Source organism: Shewanella sp. SM71 (genome assembly GCF_025653905.1).
GTDB lineage: Bacteria > Pseudomonadota > Gammaproteobacteria > Enterobacterales > Shewanellaceae > Shewanella > Shewanella oncorhynchi.
This window is the reverse complement of record NZ_JAKKRW010000022.1, coordinates 1-20,120: the sequence shown is the minus strand read 5'-3', so window position 1 is coordinate 20,120 and position 20,120 is coordinate 1. Positions and strand designations below refer to the sequence as shown.

Genomic DNA, 20,120 nt, shown 5'->3' with positions numbered 1-20,120 from the left:
TATTAAAATAGAAAAACAGCGCTTAGGCGCTGTTTTTTATTGGCTGTTTTTATGACAGTTGTTTATGGCTGTTATTTATGACTGTTGTTTATGAAGAGTGGTTCGTATAGCTGTCGTTTTTCGACATGAATGCTAATACTCGACTCATTCTTGGGTTATCGCTAAATCCATCAAGATAGCATCTTCTTTACCGCCCTCTATCGGGTAGTAACCTTTGCGACGTCCCGATTCAATAAAGCCAGCCTTTTGATATAAAGCACGGGCGCCGAGATTAGACTCTCGCACTTCTAACATAAGCACCACAGCGCCCGATACCTTGGCCGATGCCATCACAGCTTTGAGTAATAACTTGCCGTAACCTTTGCCCTGCTGACTCGGTAATAGGCAAATATCCAATAAAGTCACTTCATCGATAATTTGCTGCACTATCGCAAACCCTAAAAGTCCTTCGATGTGATAAGTATCTGAATCCGAATCGACGTCAATATTTGCCTCAGTATTTGCACCTACATCTAAGTGAGCACTCAGCTTTAAACCTAGGACACGGTACAAGTGACCAAAACAATCGGCAAGATTCCCCTCGCTCATGGGATGGCTATGGGCCAAGGATTCAAGCTGCGCCATTTGGGGAACATCTTCAAGCGTGAGAGCCACAAGCTCAACAGGCAAACCTGCTGTCAATTGTGCTGCGAATGGTGTTGTGAATAGACTATCTACTGGTGGGATGTTCAACGCCGGTATTCCAAAGTATTGGTTATTAATGTATTTACGAGTAGAGCTTAAGACTTGCTTGGCGCTTGGCCGCTAACTTGGTCGCGCCATTGGTAAATCTGCTGCCAGAGCGCGCTTTTAGCCTGCCAACCCACCAATAAATCGGCCAACGGCTCAGACACTAACCATGCGGTACGTGGCCTAACTTTGTGACGTCGCAGATCCCAAACGATCTGTTTACCCGTATGGGGCTCACAGTCAAAATCACATTCGTCCCGCTTTATGTCGATAAGCGTTAGCACAGCGTCAATAAGCGGCTCTGCTTCTGGTAACTCACCGTTTTCATCCCAAATCACTAAATAAGGTTTCACCTTAGTGTCGCGCACTCGCCAAGTTGTCACATTCATGGCGGTTAAATAGGCTGATTTATTCATTAAGGTCAGTTTTATTCAATTAAAGTATCGACTCACAATATGCCGCTAGGATAGCAGTTCTGCCATGGCATTGTTACTGCAGCACGGCGAAAGGAGATGATATCTGGCTTTATCGCTTACGAGATTTAACACTCGGAAGTTCAATCGAATTTATAGATTTACAAAATCTAATTTACTCATTTTACATTTAATATCAGAAGATTAGACTAAACACACTCAGTAAGACAATAGAAGGAAAACGCCATGATTAACATAGGTATCAATCAAGCTCACAGAGAAGAAATCGCCGCAGGGCTAAACCAACTATTGGCTGACAGCTACAGTCTTTACCTTAAGACCCATAGCTTTCACTGGAACGTTACTGGCCCAATGTTCACTAGCTTACACTTGCTATTTGAACAGCAGTATACCGAACTTGCCCTTGCGGTCGACCTTATCGCAGAGCGTGTACGTGCATTAGGCGCCAGAGCACTCGGCTCATATTCAGCCTATGCCGCGCTGACCGAGATAAAAGAAGATCAAGGTGTCACTCAAGCCGAAACCATGATCCGCGAACTATTAAGCGATCAGGAGCTAGTGATCCGCAATGCCAGGGCCTTGTATCCGCTGGTGAATCAAGCGAATGATGAAGCGACTGCGGACTTGCTCACCCAGCGCATCCAACTGCATGAGAAAAATGCCTGGATGCTACGCAGCTTACTCGCAGAATAATCGCTAAATAGATTATTGCTCTGACCAAAGCAAAAAGTCGCCAAGTAAACACTTGGCGACTTTTGCATTTAAAGCTTGATCAAACAGAATAGATTAGAGGTACTTAATCCAAGCCTGAGTGCTGTGCTTTTTATATTCGCTAAATCGCTTAACGGGATAATACAATGCGATGGCTAACACGCCCGCGATAAACCAAACCCATCCTATATTGCTCACGCCAAAGTACTCACCATGGTTTGCGCCAAAGATGAATTTCGCTAAAGTATAAAGCAGTAACAGCACGTACAAATGTAAGATATAGAAGAACATAGGGACTGAGCCAAACACAGACAACCCATGGCCCACTCGCGCCAATCCCCCTCCCACTTTCCCACTTGATGCAAAATACCGCTCAAAGGCCACTAAGCAAAAGAACATGCCGCCTAAGGTCACCAGTAAAAAGCTTAATGATGGCGGGTATTTCGTTAAATTGAATACCGACATCAAGGTTTCACCCAAATGTGCTCCCGACTGCCAAGGCAAGGTTTCGCCATAAAGGTTAAACCCACGTAGCACCGCAAAAAGTACCCAACAGCTGATCCCCAAAAACAATAGCTTTTGCTGGCGAGCCGATGCATCAAGATGGCTTCCGTTCGGCTTATTACTAAAAAGTGGCCCTGCAACATAACCCAGTAAGATCACCCCAATCCAAGGCAGCACGGGATAACTCACCTTAACCCTAAGCGCACCTTCGCTGACGAGATAACCGCGGTCGTGCAATATGGTCCACAGACCGTAAGCCCACTCATTGGGCTGAAAACCAATTGGCGTCAACAGATTATGGCCAAAAACAATCGCAAATCCTAAAAGGGCCATCCAAGGTCTAGGCAGGTTTATCAGCGCAGCGAGCGCTAACATACTCAGACCAATCACCCAAATCACCTGCAACCAAAGGGTGTAATAGCTGACCATCCAAGAGAGGTTAGAGAAGTTAATCACAAAAATTTCCAGCGCGATTAAAAACAGCCCGCGTTTAATCAAAAACATACGTGCTGAACGTGGCTCGCCATGGCTACGATTGGCATAAAGCCATGCAGAAACCCCGGTTAAGAACACAAAGACCGGCGCACAAAAATGGGCGGCAAAGCGACTCACAAAAAGCCCCCAAGAGGTCGAACTCAAATCCATAGGATCGCTCACCTGCATGTGAAAGAAAAACCGCTCCCGCACATGGTCGAGTAACATGATAAGCATCACCATGCCGCGCATCATATCGATACTATTAATCCGGGTGCGGCCAATAGAACGACCCAGTTCTTGCTCAGCAAAACCTGAAGATAACGCTGGGTTAGCACTGATATTAGAATTCATAGCTGACACTCACTTTAATGCTACGTGGCTCACCCGGCACGGCCCAAAGAGCGGAATAGCTACTCGCGATGTAATGTTCATCCAGTAAGTTATCCAGATTCACTCCAAGGCTTAAGTTGTCGCTTAAGTGGGTGTTCATAAACAACCCAACTAACTGATAAGAAGGCAATTGAAAACTCGGATCGGCAGAATCACCGAGACGCGCATCCACATAACGCCAGCTAAGCCCTAGATGACCATCAATAGAAAGCCTATTCAAATCCTGTTTCAGAATCACACTCGCGGTATGCTTTGGCACATTCACCAGTGGACTGCCTGCAGGAATGAGCACGCCCCAATCAGGATTCAAGCTGTCATTGGCGGTACGGGTATTAAGATAGGCATAGGATAATTTTGCTTGTAAATCCTCCGTCAGTTCGGCGGCTAAATCGAGTTCAACCCCGCTACTTTTAGCTTTACCTAAGGTGGCAGAAAAACCAACATTGATAGGATCTGAGGTCAAGATATTGCTCTTTTGGGCATCGAACACGGCTAAACTACCGTTTATAGGAAGATCGTTTAACCAAGTACCATTAAACTTCATCCCCAGTTCAACCGACTGACTCTCTTCCGCTTCGAAGGGCTTACCCGCAAAGTCAGTTCCAGAAAGCGGTAAAAAGCCTTCAGAATAAGAGCTATAGAAACTTAAGGCATCGGACCATAAATACACCAGCCCCACCTTGGGGCTGACTCGACTATCGGTTTGCTCTGACAGAGTATCTTTCGCGACTTCACTGATATCTTGCTGATAACTATCGAACCTTAGCCCAAGGTGCAACTTCCACTTTTCAGTTAAATCCATTTGATCTTGCAGATAGGTCCCCCACGCCTTTTGAGTCTCGTTATTCTCATACAACAAACTCACCTCTGGCTGAGGCCCACCGTATTGAGGGGCATAGATATCGATGGCGTATTCACCTTTTTTGCCCCGATAACGATACAGTCCCGTCTTCAAATTGTAGTGATAGGCATCGGCACCAAGTAGCAAATTATGACGAATAAAACCCGTATCCACATGACCACTTAACTCTAGACGCAGTGAATTATCCTCAGAGGCGTAGTCACGATATCTGTGCTGCCTAGTCAGCGTGCGACCATCATCAAATAGCGATTGCCGCCCCTTTGCTAACTCAGCATCAGACGAATAACCCTTCAAGCTAGAGTCTCGGTAGTTATAGCCAGCAGTTAATGACCAATCATCATTTAATTCATAGTCATAGGTCAGCTGATGCCCTGTGGCATTCACCTCCGTTGCGCCATCATTAGGCTCACCTAAATAACGCGAGCGGAGTACGGTATTAATATCGTTATTGAGCACAATAATGCCGCGATCGAATAGCTGTTCCTGCTTGAGATATTCCATTTCATACAGCAAGGAAGCTTTTTCGGAAATCTGCCAACGCACAGACGGCGTAACGATTTTTTTATCGCTAAACACATAATCACGAAAACTATCGTGTTCCTGCCAAGCGCCATTAATCCGAAATGCCAAGTTATCGGTTAAACCTGAGGTCACATCACCTTCTAACCGATATTGGTCGAAACTCCCAGCCGACGCCTTTAAATAACCACTGGTTTCATATTGGGGTTTCTTAGTGACGATATTAACTGTGCCACCGGGCTCCGAGCGGCCATAAAGTGCTGAACCTGGGCCTTTTAAAATCTCGACATAGGCAACGTTTGATAAATCTCTATGACCACTAAAGCCTCGGCCACCATTAAAGCCATTGATTAAATACCCCGATGGCATGTTTTCGTTGCCCGGAAAGCCGCGTAGGGAAAAGCTATCCCATAAACCACCGCCATTGTTTTGCCGCGCCACACTCGCGGAATAGTCCAGTACATCTTGAAACCGCGTCAGCCCCGCATCTTTTATCAATTGCTCGTCTAACACACTGATCGCTTGGGGAAGTTCAGTTGAGGACACATTGCCACGATAGGCTTGGCGATAGTGGATACTTAAACGTTCAATGTCAGTGTCAAGCACTGCGTCACTCACAGTATCAATAGCTTGTGAACTCGATTGACTGCTTTCTGCGGCCAACAACATTGAAATAGGATTGAGCACAAACAAGGCGCCCAGCAACAGCGCAGTGCGCTTAGGGACATAAAAAGAAGTCATTTTCACTCCGAAAATAAACAGCATCGGCGCCTTAGCTAAGCCAAGGCGCTCAAAGTTAATTAAGATAAATTGAATAAACAGTAACTTATGCTGTTATGGGCGGAGCACGACTATTGAAGAAACGACTAAAAGGTCGCTTAAAGGAAACGGCCTGAAACTCAACCGAAATATAACCCTGTTGAGCGAGTTGAAAATGAAAGGGTGTACTGGTTAGCGCATGTTGCAACAGGTGCTGATGTAAGCACAGCGAACAATTGGCCTTGGAGTCTTCACTAGCATGGGAAACACTGTGAACAGCAATGGCAACAGACAATAGCACCAATATGGCAGCAAGCCATATTGCTAGGGTGCGTCTTGTTTGTATCACACTATTCAAACCCTACTTCCTCAGATAATTTGGCAGGCGATTGTATGTTAAGCACTACTAAAGTTGCAAACCGATTTACCTAAGCCGTAGGGCTTAAATGTTACAAGAGGTAACTTATCTCATGAGTCATTAGCTATGCCGTCCATAGACTATTTGCAGCCAGCTACTTTACATAACCCTTTAACACATCATCAATCATAATATTAAGGGATGTTATGCCCGCACCTGTGATATACCAAGCCTCGGGATCCACAAAAATAATGTTCCCCGTCTTCCAAGCATTGGTCTCACGCAAGAGAGGGTTATCTATGGACTGTTTATCCAATACGGGGCTTCGCTCCATCACTGCGGTTCTGTCTACCACGTAAATGATGTCGGGATTGTTTTCAAGAATAAACTCGCTTGATACAGGTTGACCGTGCAATCCCATCTGCTCTGATAAGCTAGCGGGTTTAACCCCTAGCGCACTGTAAATGAACCCATAGCGTGAACGAATACCTAAAAATCGAAAAGCGCCATTATTATGTAGCACCACCAATGCTTTTTCTGGCCTGTCCTTAATGACCATTCTGGCGGCTTGGATCTTAGTTTCCAGTTCATCCACTTTATGTTTTGCCAAGGTTTGCTTATCGAATAATTTACCCAGCATCAATAAGTGTTTTGTGACTATACCAAAGTAATCGCTGTTGCTGTCTTGGTAATCAATATCCAAATGAATGGTTGGTGCCAAATTGGAAAGCGCTTGATAATGACTAGCTTGAACGGATGACATCAGCACCAAATCGGGTTTAAGTGCATAAATACGTTCCATATTGGGTTGAACGATAGCGCCTAAATCAACGATATCACTATTGTTGCTGTAGTCTTTCAGGTAGTAAGGAACAAAATCCTTTGGCATGCCGACAATGGGAACACCCAACTGTTCGAGATAGTCGACTTCATTCATATCTAAGGCGGCAACGCGTACTGGCCGTTTTGTGATAACAGTAGTGCCCAACTTATGATCTACCTCTATCGGGGCAAACTCCAACTCAACCGTTGAAGCACTCGTATCCGATGATGCAGGCTGTAATGACTCGGTTTTATTGTCGCAGGCCAGCAAAAAAGCCGAGCTAAATAATAGAATCGCTATCACTTTAGTCCCACTTCTACATTTCGACGTCACTTGTATTCTCCTTGTAAGTTGAAGTTGAAATAGTTACATACAGTTCCTTGACTCGTTTTCAGCACCTCAAGATCCAGTTCGTACAGGGCTTTCAGCCTTTGCGCTGTAACAACCTCTTCAACGGGTCCAGCGCAGTGCACAACGCCTTGCTTCATACCGACAATATAGTCGGAGTAGTTAGCCGCAAAATTGATATCGTGAACCACTAACACTACCGTTCGTTTGTAATCGTCACACAGATGGCGAAGTGCCCGCATTATGCTAACGGCGTGTTTCATATCCAGATTGTTGAGCGGTTCATCTAACAATAAATAATCCGTTTGCTGCGCAATCGCCATTGCCAGAAAAGCCATTTGGCGTTGTCCGCCGCTAAGTTCATCAATAAATACATTGGCTAATGACTGTAAAGCTAAAAACGACAGCGCTTCATCAATGGCGCGATGATCTTCCTTTGTGAGTGCCCCTTGGCTATAGGGAAAACGACCAAATGCCACTAACTCCCTGACCGTCAGGCGTAAATTGAGGCTGTTAAACTGACGCATGGTTGCCACTTGCTTGGCATAATCCTTCAAGGGAATATTGTGGATAGCAGTACCTTTGAGTAATACCTCGCCCTGCTGGATATTCAGTAACCGACCAATCGACATCAGTAAGGTACTTTTGCCGGCACCGTTGGGGCCGATGAGAGAAGTCATTTGATGTTCGGGAAATTGTGCAGTGACATTTTTTAGCACAGGTTTCGCGCCATAAGACTGATATAAGTTATTGACGGTTATCACACTGCGCTCCGAGGTTTAAGAATTAAGACAAAGAAATAGGCGCCACAAAATAGATTAATTAACAGCCCAACACTGGTTTGATAATTAAACAGATGCTCAACAAGCATTTGCGCGATCAGAAAAACCGAGATAGCAACGGCGCATCCTGTTATCAAAGTAAATGAGTGCGACGGATGCCTTGCCAGTGCATAGGCCATGTTCGCGACAAATATCCCCATAAAAGCAGTCGGCCCCACTAAACTGGTTGATATTGCGACCAATACCGCGATAAGACCCAATAGCAGGCGCACCACTTTTTGATAATCAATACCAAGAGAGATAGCTTGCTCCCGCCCCATCAGTAATACATCAAGTACAGCACGCACTCTCCAAGCGGCAATACACACGGCACTGACAAGTACTAGAGAGATAAGCAATTGCTCTGGTTGAGCGCGGTTGAACGACGCTAAGCTGTAGCTCTGGAAAATAGAAAACTCACCGGGACTGATAGAATATTGGATTAACTGAGTAAAACTGCCTAACACCACAGTGAGCACTAAGCCCACAAGCAGTAGGAAGAACACATCATGTCGATCTCCGCTAAATAGCCAGCGGTGAATCGCCATTGAGTAAAGCAACATCACCACGACTGAGACAAAGAAATTGCTGTTAGCGGTGATCAGAATACTGCTGCCCGTCCCTAAGATAAGGATCAACAGTGCCTGCAAAATCAAGTAAACCCCTTCATACCCCATGATAGATGGCGTTAAAATGCGATTTCCGGCTAAGGTCTGAAACAGTATCGAAGAAAACGCAATACAGACACCACCAAGGCAAATAGTGCCCAAACGCACCAATCGATTCGGTATGACATAGTCAAAATCAAAGCCTGAGCCCATCAATAAAAATGTGACTGCCAACATAATAGGCAGCCCCCAGCTCAAAAAACGCCATGCACTGTCTTTCATTTGATTTTCCAAACGATAACTAAAAATATGAGTCCACCTAAACAGCTCGCCGTTAGACCTATAGGAATTTCAAAAGGATACAAAATAAGTCGACCAAGTAAGTCACAGATAATCAGTAGCGTTGCGCCAGCAAAGGCGATAATAGGCAAGGTGCGTTTTAAATTATCGCCGTAACGCATAGCGACAAGATTAGGAATAATCAAACCAATAAATGGAATGCTCCCGACTGTGATAACTGTGGTCGCTATGGTCAGGGAAACCAGCACTAACCCTAAGATAACTAGGTTGAAATAACTCAGGCCGAGTGTGGTAGCCAAGCCTTCGCCCATTCCTACAATGGTAAAGCGCTGTGCATAAAGGTAGGTCAGTATGACTACGGGAAGGATCAGATAGATGATTTCGTAGTTACCTTGCACGATTTTTGAAAAATCACCCAACATCCATCCCTGCATACTCTGCATCATATTGTTTTGATATGCATAAAGTTCCGCTATCGCACTGAGTACACTGCCAAACATAATCCCAATAATTGGAATGAGCACCGGACTCTTATACCGAATACCACGAATAATCAGAATAAAGGCTAAGCTCGCAAGCAAGCAAAAAACTAAAGCCCCCAACATTCTGGCGGTGCCCCCCATACTCGGGGCATGAATGATTGAAATTAATATGCCTAGTTTGGCGGCATCAAGCCCGCCACAAGTAGCAGGTTCAACAAACTTGTTTTGCACAATCTGCTGCAATATCACACCACAGACAGCGAGCCCTACACCTGAGCAAATCAAGGCAAAGAGCCGCGGCAAGCGACTCGCAGATAACACCAACCAGACATCATCCGATAACGTCAGCATCTGCGTTACAGATGCATACTTTGCGCCTAGCAGCAATGAGGCAAAACAAAGCACAAAAAAGCACGTCAGTGCATAAACCACCTTCACAAGCTGATACTTCCTATACGCAATAAATCTTGTACTAATCTGCAGCCGCTATGAGGTTTTCATATCGACGCGCTATGTTTGAGCCTTATCGGATCCCCCTGCCTTTTGGGCATGGGTAACGGCAATACCCGCTAACACTAAGTCACGTTTTCGCTCCCACCATTTGCGGGCGCCCACCTTCATGATGTCTACCATCGCATTTATCTGCTCAGCTTTATCAGGGAGCTTGGTGGCTTCATCTTCCCAAATTGCGATAATTCGCTCTTTACGTGTCCGACCATCGGCTTCTGGTTTAGTGGTTGACCACCATCCCAAAAAGCACTCCCCCACCATGTCAACTAAGATATCAACGGCAAGCACAGCCTCATCGAGGGAGAAGCCTTTGCGTTGCAGCTTTTCGACCGATTCAGCAAAAGAACGTATACCCGATGACGGCGTAACACTGGCCTGATGGATAGACTCAGCGAGGCCAGGATGACGCTCATAGAGTGCCCAAATGGCATCGGTCAATATGATCAATTCACTCCGCCAATCGGTGGCTGCTGGCGCTCGCCAGTCCAGCTCATTGATAGCAAGCTCAGCAGCAATGGAGATAACATCATTTCGACCTGCCACGTGATGGTAGAGGGAAGAATGATCGACCTTTAAATGCGCGGCTATAGCAGGGATGGTCGCTTGATCAACCCCAATCTCCAACGCAGCTCTGGCGATAGCCTCACGGGAAATACGGCTAGGTCTGCCACGCTGGCGTTTTTGAGTAGGTTGCTCCGGTACTTGTGTCATATCGATAAGGTTTCCAAGGCAAAAAAGCCATTCTAACCGCTCTTGCTACCCGCTGCATGGCAATAGCCAATACCGCGGGTAGAAGCTAGCCGCTAAAACTTCGCCCTAACGCCTACACCTATTTCTCGAGGTTCAAGTAAATATGCATCCACGCCTCCAGTACTTCTGTCAGCCATTTTTGCCACGGGTGCACGTTCATCCAGCAAATTGCGTGCATAAACAAAGGCTTCAAAATATTGGTTGATTTGATAGGAAGAATTCAGGTTTACCGTAGTGTAAGATCCCACTCTTAACTCAGGCTCATTGGTATCCGTTGAAAAGTATCCATCCGTATGGCGCACATCACCGCTCACTTTGATAGTGTCAGTGATTGAATAGTCAAACCCTATATTGAACATATATCCCGGCGCTTTACTAAACTCGTTGCCGACAAACTCCTCGCCACGGTAGTCATTAAATTCACTTATCTCAGTTTCAAGTAAACCCAGCCCACCATATAGACTAAAACTATCGGCAACTTTAAAGTTCCAATCTAATTCAATCCCATAGCTTTGCGCTTCATCAGCATTAATAATGACAGAACCAAAGGGACGTCCATCGAGGTAGTCAGTAACTGAACGTTGTGAATCCTTAAAGCGGGTGTAGAAGAGATTACTATTTATGATTAAGCGTTGTTCAAGCAGATCGATACGGGTAAAAAGTTCATAGTTCCATGCCGATTCGGCATCGAATGTATAATATTCGCCGCCGCGGAAGTTAATACCTGTTCCCCCAGGAATTTTACCTTCACTGATCATAGCGCCGACCAAGACGTTATCTGTCAGATCATAGGACAGGACAACCTTAGGTAATAAAGCCGTAAACGTCTCTTCATATTGATGGCGCACACCTGGGATGTAGCTGGCAATACCATCGTGGCTAATTTCATCAGACTGATAACGAAGAGCGCTGGTGAATGCCCACTTGGGTGAGAAGCGCCATATGACTTCACCGTAGGGGGCAAAACTGGTATGTCTCAGGTCGGCGTCGGCATTACCAAATACGTTGTTCAGCTTGTTGTTGGTTTTATCATCCCAGTAGAAGACACCGACAACCCCACTAAACTCTGAACTCTTGTCACCAAAGTTCAGCCTTATATCATTCGAAAAGTTTTCATTATCTCGTTTTGCAATCCCTTGATAAGGTGCTGCGAAGCGATAATCAAACTGCCCTTCTGAATACTGCAGTTGGTTATGCAACTTCATCCCATTGTCGAACACATATTCAAGATCAAAAATTCCAACATGATTGCTGACTTCTTGATTATCCTGAAAAATTGAACGATTTTCTAAGTCATCATAGGGTTCTGATACCACCTCGTTTCTGGGACGTTTAGCCTCAGTGGAGGAATAAGTCAGCATGGCGGAAAAGTTGCTGTATTTTTCGGGTTCCCATAACAACTTCGCCCGTAGATTTTGGTTTTTAAACTCAAAATCTAAATCATGGGCAGTAAATTCTGGGTTAACGTAATCAACAAAGGTATCTCTAGCGCTGTAATCTGCGCTAATTCTTGCGGCAAAGTCATTACTTAGCGCACCAGATGCCATAACCGAAAAACGCTGCTTATTTCGACTGCCATAAAGTGCTTGCGCTGCAAATTCTGGCGTATAAGTGGGGTTATGGGTATGGATGACTACGGCGCCAGCAATACTGTTGGCTCCTTGACTGGTCGTTTGCGGACCACGGTAGACTTCAATAGACGACACATCCCACACGCCTGCGGCACCTAAATCCAGTTCTGCGGGGCTCAGATATTTACCATCAACACTGATAGTTGCCCCAGGCACAGGCTTAGATAAGTAGGCATTACCCGCTGCAACAGGCCCTTTAGTATCCGTTCCGCGGATAATGGGCGCATCGGTATTTCCGGCATAAATTAAGTTTGGCGTACCGCCGAGAATTTCAGAAATCGTTGATTGGTCGGCATTTTTCCTCAACTGTTCTTCAGTGATCACTGTCACTGAGCTCGCCGTTTCTTTCAGCGTGCGCTCGATTTTCTGACCGTAAACTGTGATGACTTCAATATTTCCCGCTGCATCTTGTTGCTTGGATTGCTTATCCGGAGCAGTTCCACTGTCAGCAATAGTTGAGCCTGAAATAGCGCTAAGCCCCAGCGCAAGAGAACCGATAACCCACTTTGATTGTGGGTAAAACTTACCAAATCGGGGCATGTGTAATAACTCCTTATACGAAAGATTTGTTGCCAATGAGAATAATTATCAATTATATTATCGCCGTTCAAAAAATTTATCAACACTGTGTTGATAAATAAAAATGACCGCTTAATATGGTCGCCATCTCATGGCGGTTCAATTTTTATGAAACAAGGAATTTGGCTCGTGGATGTTCATTTGCCCATAAACTCTGGCACTCAGACTATTTTTTACTCTGCAATATCAAGACTTCATCGCTTCATTGGCCTTGTGTTAATCACACTTTCCAGACCGAAGCCCAGCCTGTTCCACTTCGATTTTTTAGGTGAACATTAAAATGCAGCGACTTTTCAGTCCCACTTCAACATTAGCCTTCGCCCTACGTCCGGCGATTCCCGCACTCACTTTCGGAATGCTGCTAGCGGTAGGTGCTGGCGTGACGACACTAGGTGCACTCTGGTGCATGATTCAACTTATTGCAGGCCATCATTCGCTATGGTTAGCGGGGGCGCTCATATTTGGGGTCGTGTCAGCGTTACTATCCGCTGGCGCATCTTGGGTTAACCACAATGCTGAGGCGCAATTTTCTGGAAGATTAAGGCGTCATGTTGCAGCGCATCTTGTCAGGTTGCCACCAAGTACCTTGGCAAAATATAAGGGCGAAAAGTTAAAGCGATTAATGGTCGATGACATAGCGTCATTGCATCATATGATCGCGCATTTACCCTCTGAGCTAGCGACCTTTATCATTGTCCCTGCTATCACTATTGGTTTGCTGATCTTAAGCGCGGACTTAGTGGCATTACTTGCCCTTATCCCAGGCCTAGTCGCCGCACTTTTCTATTTGGTGGTGATCCCAAGGCTTGCTGCAAAACAGGGTGAAGCACGAGTCAATGTGATGGGAAATATCACTGCAGCAGTAAATGACTACGCCCGTGGTGCGCCTGTATTTCGCATTTATGGCGCACAAACTGGTGCTATGGCCGATTACCAAAAGGCAACGACACATTTTATTGGGGATATTCTTGAGCGGGTAAGCAAGGTATCAACTTCAGTCGCCGTGGCCACATCACTACTGCAGGCTGTCTGTACTTTTGCCATTGTCTATGCCATCGGGTATGAATGGCCCCCAGAAAACCTTGCTGCAGCCTTGTTCTTCAGTCTGGCCATAGTCACGCCAGCCCTAAAGCTCGGGCATGGGCTTGATTATCTCGCCACGGGCCGCGCTGCCGCTCAGCGGCTAACGGATTTTCTTGAGCAGTCGAGAGTCCCTGTTGGTAGCGGCAATATTGAGCTTAATACACCTATGCCGCTCACCCTCACGAATGTTGTGCCTTCACTGTCTACAAGCAATCAATCTGTGCCCATTAACTATCAATTTAGATCTGGCAGAGTGACAGCAGTTACAGGGATCAGTGGTGTTGGTAAATCCACATTACTGCGCTTATTAGCTGGCATGGAGCCGCTACATGCCGGAGATATTCGACTCGCTGGTATGGTACTCAAAGAGATGGATGAAGCCTCGATTAATCGCGCGATCATGCTATTACCACAAAGTGCGGGACTACTGGCGACCTCCATCGCCGACAATCTCGCGCTCACCGCACCTTGTGCCACGGATGACGATTACTTAGCAGCATTACACTGTGCGCAATTGGATAAACCCTTAAATACTCATGCAAGCACACTGTCTGGCGGTGAAATACAACGCGTTAATCTTGCCCGTGTGTTTCTTTCACCCGCTAGGGTGATATTGCTTGATGAACCCACATCGGCCCTAGACAGCGAAACGGCGTTTAACGTGTTCACAGCACTACGCCATCACGCAAAAACAAACCACAAAACGATTGTGATGGTCACCCATGACTTAACGCTTGCCGAGCTGGCGGATGACAAGCTCGCACTCAAGCATCACAGGGAAGGAGAAGGCCAATGATAAATCGTCCCCAAGATTACGCAGCCATAAAGCACTTAATACCTGTTGCCTGCGGTTGGGCTGTGGCGGCCATATTGGAAGCGGCATGCTACATTCAACTGGCTTTAGCCATTACTCAGCAGCAATCACCGCAAAAAGTGCTATCGATTGCCGCAATAACCATACTCACCACAATACTGGCTTCGCGTTCAGGTTTTTGGGCTGGCGCAAGGCTGGCCAATGCGCTCTACAGTGCATTAGGCACGACCATGCAACAAGCGAAACTCTCTTGGTTTACACCGAGTGTCAGGACACTACTCATAGAAACTGTCTCTCGGAGTATTCCTGGCTTTATGAGTATTCCGGCACATCAATTTCAGGTATTTATTCATGCACCGCTTATTCCGCTCTGCATTACCTTTGGCATAGGATTGATCGGTGGCATACCACTGGTACTAATGTTGGCTAGCTTGTTGCTGATGTCATTTGTGATTCAGAGTATGGCGCAACGAGCCCTTGCCCGCGCAGATATGGACCGAAACAACACTGAATTGGCTGCAGAGCAGTCAACTCTTGAACTGATCGACCACTTAGAGTTACTGCGCACAGCAGCAGGATATAGCGGCGCAACAACACGGGTGGAGCAAAACTGGCAAACACAAGAAATCGCATTGGAACGAACTAATCGCGCCGCTGCTATAGCAACATTACTGTCGGCTATCGCCAGTTTTTTACCTATTGCAGGCATGGCACTCTACCTGGTGCTATCCGGTATAAACAATACGATAATGCTGCTCGCTGTTTTGATGTTGACCATGCGCGCGGCGGCGCCACTTGAGACTCTCGCCGTGGCGGCAATAAGCATTAATGATCAGTTAGCGGCTATTAAACACTATCGACAAGCGACTCATGCGCCAACGCTCAAAGAGCCAAGCCAAGCGCAACAAAAGACACCGAACAATCATACAATCGAATTGAATAACGTAACATTTCCCCCTGCGGTGCAAAATATCAATGCCACTATCGAATCAGGTGAACGCGTGCTGATTTGTGGCCCGAGCGGTTCAGGTAAAACCAGCTTACTTAAGCTATTGATGCGCTTTGATGATCCCACCCTAGGCCTGATCACTTTGGGCAAGGTGCCGCTCACGTCAGTTCCCGCAACTGAACTTGCCCGCTTTTTCGCCTATGTGCCGCAGGATCCACTCATCTTTACAGGCACCATTGCCAGTAACATTCGTATTGGTAACCCTGATGCCGACGATCAAGCCGTAGATAAAGCGGCACGCCAAGTGGCTCTGGATGAAGTATTAGACAGATCAGAACTGGGCATTTACCAAGAAGTCGGCCTGCAAGGCGCAGGGTTATCGGGAGGGGAACGCCAAAGGCTTGCCTTAGCACGCGCGCTTATCAAAAATGCACCGATTCTGATAATGGATGAGGCCACCTCGGCATTGGATGAAGAGACAGAAAAGCGTGTAGCCAAGGCTATTTGCGAACAGAGTTGTACATTGGTTTTAGTTTCGCACCGAAACCAATCACTTTGGCAGCCAACCAAAATAATAGAATTTCATCAATCAGTTGCCTCAAAGTAGGATCGGCTTTCTACGCATTAAAAAACTGAATTACAGATATCTGACACAGATTACAGTGATTAATTTGTCGTTACAGACCAACATCTCAATGAGCAATAACTGCAGCCGAAATGACATGAATCATTTCGACTGCAGTTATTGCTCGTGCAAAGGAAGATGAGCATCGCTGTAGAACCGACCAAGCCTTGTTGGCATAACGCTCACTGAATCAAAGCATAAATACTCGAGCTTCCTCTCGCTTTTGAGCTATAAAATCCCTCAAATTATCAGCTACCCGTTAATAAACTAGTAACCATATTTTGCGACAGGGTGCCAGTTTTTATTAACATCATCTTCAATAAACTTTTGTTTTTCTTTGATTAAATCCGATTCAACTAACCCTATCGCTTGATGGGCCTTTTCCTTAGTACTGATATCTGGATAAGTAACTTGAGTCACGTTAAGTTGCTTCAATATTCCAGCGAGCAGATGACGTGCTTCGTTCGCTTGTTCGATGGCTTTATCTAAAAGCTGCTTACCTTCTTGTGGATTATGTGCATATAAACCATGTGAAGACATGGCAAAGTCCCAGCGCCACTGACTGTGTCGTATCGCCATAATGGGCTCATTCATATTCTCCCATTTAGCACCTGCATCCCATGCCGCTTTGGCTTCATAGTGGGCCTTGACGAGCAGAGCTTCAACTTCGCGGGCTTTGGTCTCAATCGTTAATTTATTGGCCGCGAGCTTGGTTTCAATTTTGGTTTTACTGCTATGGCAGCCACTGCAACTGTTATCAAAATGCGGTAAGGCTTTATCAACTTTATGGCTAGTAAATTCAACACCTTTTGCATCCTGCTGGGTTGGCATATGGCAGGTAATGCAAGTGACACCGACTTCGGCATGTTTACTGCGACTCCAGTGTTCAAACTCAGGATGACGTGCTTTGAGTATGGGCGTTTTCGAAAGAGGATGGATCCATTCGAAGAAGCGGCGAGTGTCATAATATTTTTCAATATCGTCGGCTGTGCTGCCAAAAATCCAAGGAATATTTACAACATTACTTTTTTCCGGACGGAAATAGTAAGTGACATGACACTGACCACATACCTGCGCACCTTGCATATCGGTATCTTGTTTATCGAATGGCAGGTGAATTTTAGCCATAGCCTCTTGGGCATGGGGGCGAGGTAAAGTTAACTTATTAGTGCCAGATTCATGGCAATCACTGCAATACACTACGCTTTGGATCTCTTTGCCCAGATCGGTAAAGTTTTTAGCGGAGTATCCTTCAAATCCCAGTTGTTCAATCAATCTAGGGGCATCCGGTGTCTTGCAGGTCCAACAACTGGCGGATAATCCTTTCTCTCCAGCCTTAGGGGGGACACCTGTACGTAAAGTATGCGTCACATCAGCAACGGCAAAATGGTGTCCACGTGGGCTATGGTACTCTTTGGCATAGGAAGATCCTGCCCAGAGTATGATGCTGGCGGGATAATTGGCGAGCATATCCTCGCGCTCGACCTGTTCAGAGGTCGCTTGCCAAGATTGATATTGGTTAGGGTATTTTTGTTGATTGCTAGTATCGGAAGCCGCTACAGATGTACATGTAGTTATGGCGAGCAAGCAAATCATTTTTAGCAATGTAACTGTTTTCAAATAAGTTTTCACTTTGTATCCTTTTGTCCTAACATCAATATTAACCTGGGCGCCCATCGATACGGGGGCGAGAAAGTATCGGCAAGTAATGCCATACAAACAGTGCAAATGCGATAAACCAGCAACTGCCAGCCAACCATAACCAGACTTGGGTGTGGGCCGGAAACCAGATGGGCATTAGCGCCCTGAGCAGTGCCGCTAACGGTAGGCAAATAAATGCCAAGATCATCTTAGGGCCCTCATAAATATTTCGACTTGTGTGCCCGAGTGACACTCTGGAAATCATCGAAAGACACAGGGTAGCCATACAGCCAATAGCAAATAGGTGAAGCAAACTGCGATAGGCATATTCATTATCGAGATACCAACTCATGGCTAACAGGCTGAGTGGCAACATTAAATAGGCAAGATGCAAGGACCACAGCATAGGTTCTTTCAGTGTTTTATGGGGTAACCAGCGTGCAAATCGGACCAGCTGCAAGAGCCCTGCAATGAGCAGTAAGCCTCGCTCGACTTCCAGAGGTATAAGGTGGATGAGTGATTGAATGACGAGCAAGATCATTGTCAGGATCAGCGGGTATTCAATCCAAGTTAAGGGTTCTGCTTTGGTGGCCTTAATGCGCATCGCGGTAAAGAATGGAATGACACGCCCACCGACTATGGTGATAAGTAAGGCTAACCACCATAACATCGCCTGCCAGATCTGGTTGGCAAGGATAAAATCGCGTTCAAATAAAGCGTAATAGCTGACATTGTTAATCACGAGTGCGGCAAACAACATGAGCGGAAAACCAATATTGCGCCATTGCTTCACCTTATAAATGCAGCGCCATAGAGTAAGGCTTGCCATACCAAGGAACAAGGAATCAAACAAGGCGGGCAAAATGAGCGGAACTTGCATTGGGAGTAAGAGGAATAATCGTGCCAGTAACCAGCAGCTAAAGGTCAATGCGAGTGGCCATCCCTTTAATGTGGGTTGGTTGGTCCAATTTTGAACGGCAGTCAGCAAAAATCCACACACAATTGCCATAGCGAAACCGAACAGCATTTCATGTGGATGCCACCATAGCGGCAATATCTTGATCCAAAAGGATGAAGGGAAAAAGCTATATTGGGGAGTAAACCAAGTTAATAGCCACAAAGGGATATATAGCGCAGCTAATATTGCTCCCCCGAGGAAAAAAGGTCTAAAGCCTAAGCGCCATAACGCGTGAGTACGTTCGGTTTGTGTAGGATCATCAATATTTAGCATAGTTGTTAGCCGAGTAGCAGAACGATGATGAACACACTTAAGATGCATTCAATATAGTTCTTATATTGTACTGTTATGACCTTCAATTCAAACTAAATCTTAGATTTTGGAACTAAGATCCCAAAGATGAACAAAAAATAAAGTGTCGTGGAATACTCATTTCTGACGGCTAATAGTCTTGATCAATGTACTGTGGGTTCATGACAGGCAAAGGTTCAATGCAGACTTTTACACAAGTAACGGCACAAACCAGTCACACATTCGTAAATTTTAGATAGGATAAATACCGTTTTGATTTAAATAACCGTGGCTTTGATTGGCCTATCTTATTTCGAACACAGCCAAGACTTTGATAGCACAGGCAGCTCAATTTATAACGGCGATGACAGTTGCAGATGATTATGTGGTAACTCGCTTTAGCGTCGATTATCAAGCTAAAAACTGGCGGATTAGTGACTTCGCCAACAACCTATTTGATGAACAAGCATTGGCAGTAAATAGCCTACAAGCCGCAGTTATGTTGGAGGGTTACGACAAAAAAATGGAAATAGTACCGGCAATTGGTAGTGTTAAAAAATGGCAAGTTATTCAATCCAAGCAAAATCATTTTTTACGCTTTATTCAACGCAAAAGAAAACGGCTCGCATATTTCTATGCAAGCCGTTGTTTTATTTGGCAGGGGTGGCAGGACTCGAACCCGCAACCATCGGTTTTGGAGATGGTAATTTAAAACATAAAAATCAATCAGATAAGAATTTTTTTAGAAAGCTAAAATCGGAAAAACATCTAATAAGCACATGATTATTGATGTTTTACATTATAAATTTCTAACTATTTTAATCATATAAAAGGATATTTATTCGCACTCACTTAGCTATCACATTCTTATAGGATTTAGATGAGTAACCTCAATATGCTCTGCCTCTAACTCGTTTTTGTCGGATAGACGGCATCTGTTACCAAGTGCCGCCCTCCTAAGAACCGTACGTGCAACTTTCACTGCATACGGCTCAAGCCTCCACTAAGGCGTGTTCTGTTACCCAGCACCCTATATAGCAGCTAAGACAGGATCGAACCAAGAGTTTCGACCTTCCTTTGCCTGTTTCCGCTTACTTAAGTAAGCTTCGTATTCGGGGTCGTAAGGTATGGCTGCGCTCCTGATTTTCACATGTCTCTTTATCA

17 protein-coding genes are annotated in these 20,120 nt (G+C 45.5%); 4 read left to right on the top strand and 13 right to left on the bottom strand.

The annotated features are described in order from the left end of the window. Positions 1 to 144: 144 nt before the first annotated feature. The gene (gene rimI, locus L5L97_RS18720; protein WP_372838228.1) at positions 145 to 732 is read right to left on the bottom strand and encodes a ribosomal protein S18-alanine N-acetyltransferase; all 588 of its coding nucleotides are present in this window, start codon (positions 730 to 732) and stop codon (positions 145 to 147) included. 47 nt (positions 733 to 779) lie between these two features. Further along, positions 780 to 1,145 carry a hypothetical protein gene (locus tag L5L97_RS18715; RefSeq protein WP_028761487.1) on the bottom strand — a complete coding sequence of 122 codons (366 nt, stop codon included), beginning with the start codon at positions 1,143 to 1,145 and terminating at the stop codon, positions 780 to 782. A 243-nt stretch (positions 1,146 to 1,388) separates the two neighbouring features. On the opposite strand from L5L97_RS18715, the gene dpsA reads away from it, so the two are divergent. Beyond that, entirely contained in the window at positions 1,389 to 1,856 is a 468-nt protein-coding gene (gene dpsA / locus L5L97_RS18710) for a DNA starvation/stationary phase protection protein DpsA (RefSeq protein WP_028761488.1), read from the top strand. 93 nt (positions 1,857 to 1,949) lie between these two features. Here the strand turns inward: dpsA and L5L97_RS18705 are convergent, their stop codons facing one another. The 9 genes from L5L97_RS18705 to L5L97_RS18665 form a co-directional block, all read right to left on the bottom strand. After that, positions 1,950 to 3,206, bottom strand: coding sequence for a DUF1624 domain-containing protein (locus tag L5L97_RS18705; protein ID WP_263183428.1), 1,257 nt, complete (start codon positions 3,204 to 3,206; stop codon positions 1,950 to 1,952). Next, entirely contained in the window at positions 3,196 to 5,367 is a 2,172-nt protein-coding gene (locus L5L97_RS18700; protein WP_263183426.1) for a TonB-dependent siderophore receptor, read from the bottom strand. The genes L5L97_RS18705 and L5L97_RS18700 overlap by 11 nt, the downstream gene beginning before the upstream one ends. An 85-nt stretch (positions 5,368 to 5,452) precedes the next feature. Beyond that, positions 5,453 to 5,743, bottom strand: a complete 291-nt coding sequence (locus L5L97_RS18695) for a DUF2607 family protein (RefSeq protein ID WP_263183424.1) — start codon at positions 5,741 to 5,743, stop codon at positions 5,453 to 5,455. A gap of 154 nt (positions 5,744 to 5,897) precedes the next feature. Continuing rightward, positions 5,898 to 6,899 (bottom strand): siderophore ABC transporter substrate-binding protein, encoded by a 1,002-nt coding sequence (locus tag L5L97_RS18690; protein WP_263183421.1) that lies wholly within the window; start codon positions 6,897 to 6,899, stop codon positions 5,898 to 5,900. Further along, positions 6,896 to 7,678, bottom strand: a complete 783-nt coding sequence (locus L5L97_RS18685; protein WP_113939275.1) for an ABC transporter ATP-binding protein — start codon at positions 7,676 to 7,678, stop codon at positions 6,896 to 6,898. The genes L5L97_RS18690 and L5L97_RS18685 overlap by 4 nt, the downstream gene beginning before the upstream one ends. Continuing rightward, a complete protein-coding gene (locus L5L97_RS18680) occupies positions 7,675 to 8,625 on the bottom strand; it encodes an iron chelate uptake ABC transporter family permease subunit (RefSeq protein WP_014611500.1) in 951 nt (316 codons plus the stop codon). The genes L5L97_RS18685 and L5L97_RS18680 overlap by 4 nt, the downstream gene beginning before the upstream one ends. After that, positions 8,622 to 9,563: an ABC transporter permease gene (locus L5L97_RS18675; RefSeq protein ID WP_317629547.1), complete on the bottom strand. Its 942-nt coding sequence runs from the start codon at positions 9,561 to 9,563 to the stop codon at positions 8,622 to 8,624. Before L5L97_RS18675 ends, L5L97_RS18680 begins: the two co-directional genes overlap by 4 nt. Positions 9,564 to 9,635: 72 nt before the next feature. Further along, a complete protein-coding gene (locus L5L97_RS18670; protein WP_028761496.1) occupies positions 9,636 to 10,346 on the bottom strand; it encodes a TetR/AcrR family transcriptional regulator in 711 nt (236 codons plus the stop codon). 92 nt (positions 10,347 to 10,438) lie between these two features. Further along, entirely contained in the window at positions 10,439 to 12,556 is a 2,118-nt protein-coding gene (locus L5L97_RS18665) for a TonB-dependent receptor (RefSeq protein ID WP_263183418.1), read from the bottom strand. A 319-nt stretch (positions 12,557 to 12,875) separates the two neighbouring features. Between L5L97_RS18665 and L5L97_RS18660 the strand changes: the two genes are divergently transcribed. Both L5L97_RS18660 and L5L97_RS18655 read left to right on the top strand, forming a co-directional pair. After that, a complete protein-coding gene (locus L5L97_RS18660; protein ID WP_263183416.1) occupies positions 12,876 to 14,474 on the top strand; it encodes an ATP-binding cassette domain-containing protein in 1,599 nt (532 codons plus the stop codon). Next, complete coding sequence (locus L5L97_RS18655) at positions 14,471 to 16,048, top strand: ATP-binding cassette domain-containing protein (protein WP_263183413.1); 1,578 nt, start codon at positions 14,471 to 14,473, stop codon at positions 16,046 to 16,048. The genes L5L97_RS18660 and L5L97_RS18655 overlap by 4 nt, the downstream gene beginning before the upstream one ends. Positions 16,049 to 16,333: 285 nt before the next feature. Here the strand turns inward: L5L97_RS18655 and L5L97_RS18650 are convergent, their stop codons facing one another. Both L5L97_RS18650 and L5L97_RS18645 read right to left on the bottom strand, forming a co-directional pair. Then, positions 16,334 to 17,743: an ammonia-forming cytochrome c nitrite reductase subunit c552 gene (locus L5L97_RS18650; protein WP_263183411.1), complete on the bottom strand. Its 1,410-nt coding sequence runs from the start codon at positions 17,741 to 17,743 to the stop codon at positions 16,334 to 16,336. Next, positions 17,727 to 18,938: an NnrS family protein gene (locus L5L97_RS18645; protein ID WP_263183410.1), complete on the bottom strand. Its 1,212-nt coding sequence runs from the start codon at positions 18,936 to 18,938 to the stop codon at positions 17,727 to 17,729. Before L5L97_RS18645 ends, L5L97_RS18650 begins: the two co-directional genes overlap by 17 nt. A gap of 316 nt (positions 18,939 to 19,254) precedes the next feature. Here L5L97_RS18645 and L5L97_RS18640 point away from each other — a divergent pair, with 316 nt between their 5' ends. Beyond that, positions 19,255 to 19,668 carry a hypothetical protein gene (locus L5L97_RS18640; protein ID WP_263183408.1) on the top strand — a complete coding sequence of 138 codons (414 nt, stop codon included), beginning with the start codon at positions 19,255 to 19,257 and terminating at the stop codon, positions 19,666 to 19,668. Positions 19,669 to 20,120: the final 452 nt, after the last annotated feature.